Source organism: Vibrio sp. Vb1554 (genome assembly GCF_033344235.1).
On record NZ_JAWPOJ010000070.1, the window covers coordinates 1 to 3,001 of the forward strand.

A 3,001-nucleotide genomic window follows, 5' to 3' on the forward strand; every position below is an offset into this window, starting at 1 on the left:
CCCAAACCAAAACCGCAGTGTCCACTAGAAATTACCGCCGCGTCGTAGTTGCAGCCCATGACGCGGAATGTCACGTAGTAAGCGAACACCGCGAGAATTGCCGACTGCACGGCAAGGATGATCAAGAACGGAATGGCTAGATCAAAAATGTTCCACAGTTTTAAGCTCATGAGCGCCATTGCTAGGAACAGCGACAATGAAACCGTACCGAGAATATCCACGGTTTCTAAGTCGACTTTGCGAACTTTCGTCACTTCCATGATGTTGGTGATCACCACACCAATAAACAACGCGTAGACAAAGTCTGGAATCATCAACCATTTGATGCCAAAGCTGCTCACCCAGTTTTCTAGATAACCCGCCCCTGTCACACACAACAAAATAATCGACAAGCTTTCGACCACTTTCTTTGCAGTAACTCGGTCTTCTTCGTGCTCGTTATAAGTCACGAGTTCAGGAAAACGTTGGTGACTTTGATTTGTACGGCCGTATTCCGATTCTAGGTTGTTTTTGTCTATCAAACGCTGTGCCACTGGGCTGCCGATGATGCCGCCAATCACCAAGCCAAACGTCGCAGATGCCATCGCAACCTCAAGTACGTTATGTAGCCCGTACATATCTTGGAAAGTCTGCGACCAAGCTGCGCCTGTTCCGTGACCACCAGAAAGCGTAATGGAACCCGCAATTAACCCCATTAGCGGATCTAAGCCCAATGCGGTCGCCAAAGACACACCAACGGCGTTTTGAATAAGAATGTACGCTGATGCCACCGCGAGAAAGATAAACACCTTCGCACCACCTTTGATCAGCTGGGTGTAGTTTGCCGCTAATCCAACGGTGGCAAAAAACATCAACATAAAGGTGTTTTGCAGTGGTAAATCGAAGGATAAATCAACGCCATTAAAGTGCATTGCGGTAATCACACAGGCGATGACTAACCCACCAACAATCGGTTCTGGGATATTAAATTTTTTTAAAATTGGAAGTTTGGTGTTGATAAATTGCCCTAGGAACAACACACAAATAGCGACGAGAAACGACTCCTGTGGGCCGATTGAAATAACATGATTCATAAAACCTCTTTTTTCCTTTTTCTCATCCGCTGAGTAATGCTTCAACGAGAGATAGGTAACGAATCCAATCAGGTTGCCTATTGAGTCCTTATTTTTCTAGGGTGAATTCCACTTTAATTCTCACTAGATAAGAATGTTTTAATTTTAATATTCAATAATTTCTCACTCAGTGATAAACACAAGTTTTGTCGTAAGTTTCTCACGCTCTGAAGTACCTCTAATTGCGGATTCTCAACTTATGAGAAGTGGTTGTTTTTATATCAATTTGAAATAGAAAAAACGCATCCGATTGCGTGCAAATATTCGGTGCAACGTGTCGAAAACGGACGCCATAAACACGCTGTTGTGTGATGGCAAAAAGATTAATTCTTTCTATTTCTCAAACCTAGTGTTATACATATATATAACACCAATTCAGCCATAGGATGTTTATCATGACGCATTGGCATGATCGCCAACCGATTTTTCGCCAGTTGGCTGATCAGATCACCCAACAAATATTGCAGGGCGTCTGGAAAGAAGGCGAGGCTTTACCCTCCGTCCGCAGCATCTCTGCCGATATGAAAATTAACCACCTTACCGTCATGAAAGGCTATCAGTTACTTGTTGATGAAGGACTGGTGGAGAAAAAACGTGGCCAAGGCATGTTTGTCGCACAAGGGGCAATTCAACAATTGCGCTCTGCGGAAAAGGCTCGCTTTCTTGAACAGCAAATTCCTCAAATAGCCGATACATTACAACGTCTGGACATGTCAGTTGATGAACTTGTCCAGCAACTCAACCCCCATATGAAAGGTGACCAATGAGCGCATTAGTCAGTGTAAAAAACGTCTCCAAGCAGTACCGTCAACAAGGAGAGGCGCTTCATGATGTGAGTTTTGACTTACATGCTGGTCAAGTGCTTGGTTTACTCGGCCACAATGGCGCGGGTAAGTCGACGCTTATTAACGCCCTACTCGGCGCCCACGACTACGACGGGACAATTCGCATCAATGGCTTCGAGCCCATGATGCAGCGCGACAAGATCATGCAGAATTTGTCGTACATCTCGGATGTAAATGTTTTGCCAGATTGGATGACGGTCTCTCAGCTTCTGAGTTATACCGAAGGGGTTCACCCGGGTTTCAATCGCAGCAAAGCAGATGCGCTGCTTCGTCAAACCGACATCAAACCTCGTGCGAAAATCAGAGCCCTTTCGAAAGGGATGAAAGTGCAATTGCACCTTGCCATTGTTATCGCAACCAATACACAAATCCTGATTTTGGATGAACCAACTCTTGGTTTGGATTTGGTTTACCGCGACACCTTCTACCGTCATTTACTGGAATGGTTTCACGATGGTGAACGCGTTCTTATCATCACCAGCCATGAAGTTTCCGAGATCGAACATCTGTTAACCGATGTGTTGATTCTTAAACACGGTCGCCCGGTGCTGCAAACCTCAATGGACAGCATCAGTGAAGACTACTTTATTCTCGATGCCAATGACGAACACCGTGCGCAAATTGAAGCGATGCACCCACTCTCTTCTCAAAAAGGATTAGGCACAACGAAATGGCTATTGTCTTCACAATACGCTGATCAAGCGGCAGGGCTTGGCGATGTGCATGGTGTAAAACTGGCGGATCTGTTTTTAGCGTTACAAAAGGAGGCAGCATGATGCGCTCTGTCGTCGCAATGTTGCGTAAAGAGTGGTTAGAAAACCCACTAGTATTGCGCTTACCTTTGTTTATGTTGGCGTGTGGAGCGTTGCTTTTTATTAGTTTGATGAGTAACACCACGTTGCAACACAATATGTTTTTCGAAATGAGCCTCGGTGGCGATGTGAGTGATATTCACAAAGAACTTGGGGATGACGTCAACATGCTGATCACTGGTGGCGCTGGTTTGCTGTCTATGTTACTTGCCATCCAGTACTTCCCTAGAAC

The 3,001-nt window shown here is 45.3% G+C and carries 3 protein-coding genes and 1 pseudogene; 3 read left to right on the top strand and 1 reads right to left on the bottom strand.

What is annotated here, in order from left to right:
• A partial coding sequence (gltS, locus tag R8N28_RS23600; protein WP_318183478.1) for a sodium/glutamate symporter occupies positions 1-1,073 on the bottom strand: 1,073 nt, incomplete at its 3' end.
• Between the two features lie 434 nt (positions 1,074-1,507).
• On the opposite strand from gltS, the gene R8N28_RS23605 reads away from it, so the two are divergent.
• The 3 genes and pseudogenes from R8N28_RS23605 to R8N28_RS23615 all read left to right on the top strand — a co-directional run.
• Positions 1,508-1,879 carry a GntR family transcriptional regulator gene (locus tag R8N28_RS23605; protein WP_005464887.1) on the top strand — a complete coding sequence of 124 codons (372 nt, stop codon included), beginning with the start codon at positions 1,508-1,510 and terminating at the stop codon, positions 1,877-1,879.
• A complete protein-coding gene (locus R8N28_RS23610) occupies positions 1,876-2,733 on the top strand; it encodes an ABC transporter ATP-binding protein (protein WP_025535733.1) in 858 nt (285 codons plus the stop codon). Before R8N28_RS23605 ends, R8N28_RS23610 begins: the two co-directional genes overlap by 4 nt.
• Positions 2,733-3,001, top strand: a pseudogene (locus R8N28_RS23615) (hypothetical protein); the annotation flags it as partial. The gene R8N28_RS23610 and the pseudogene R8N28_RS23615, both read left to right, overlap by 1 nt.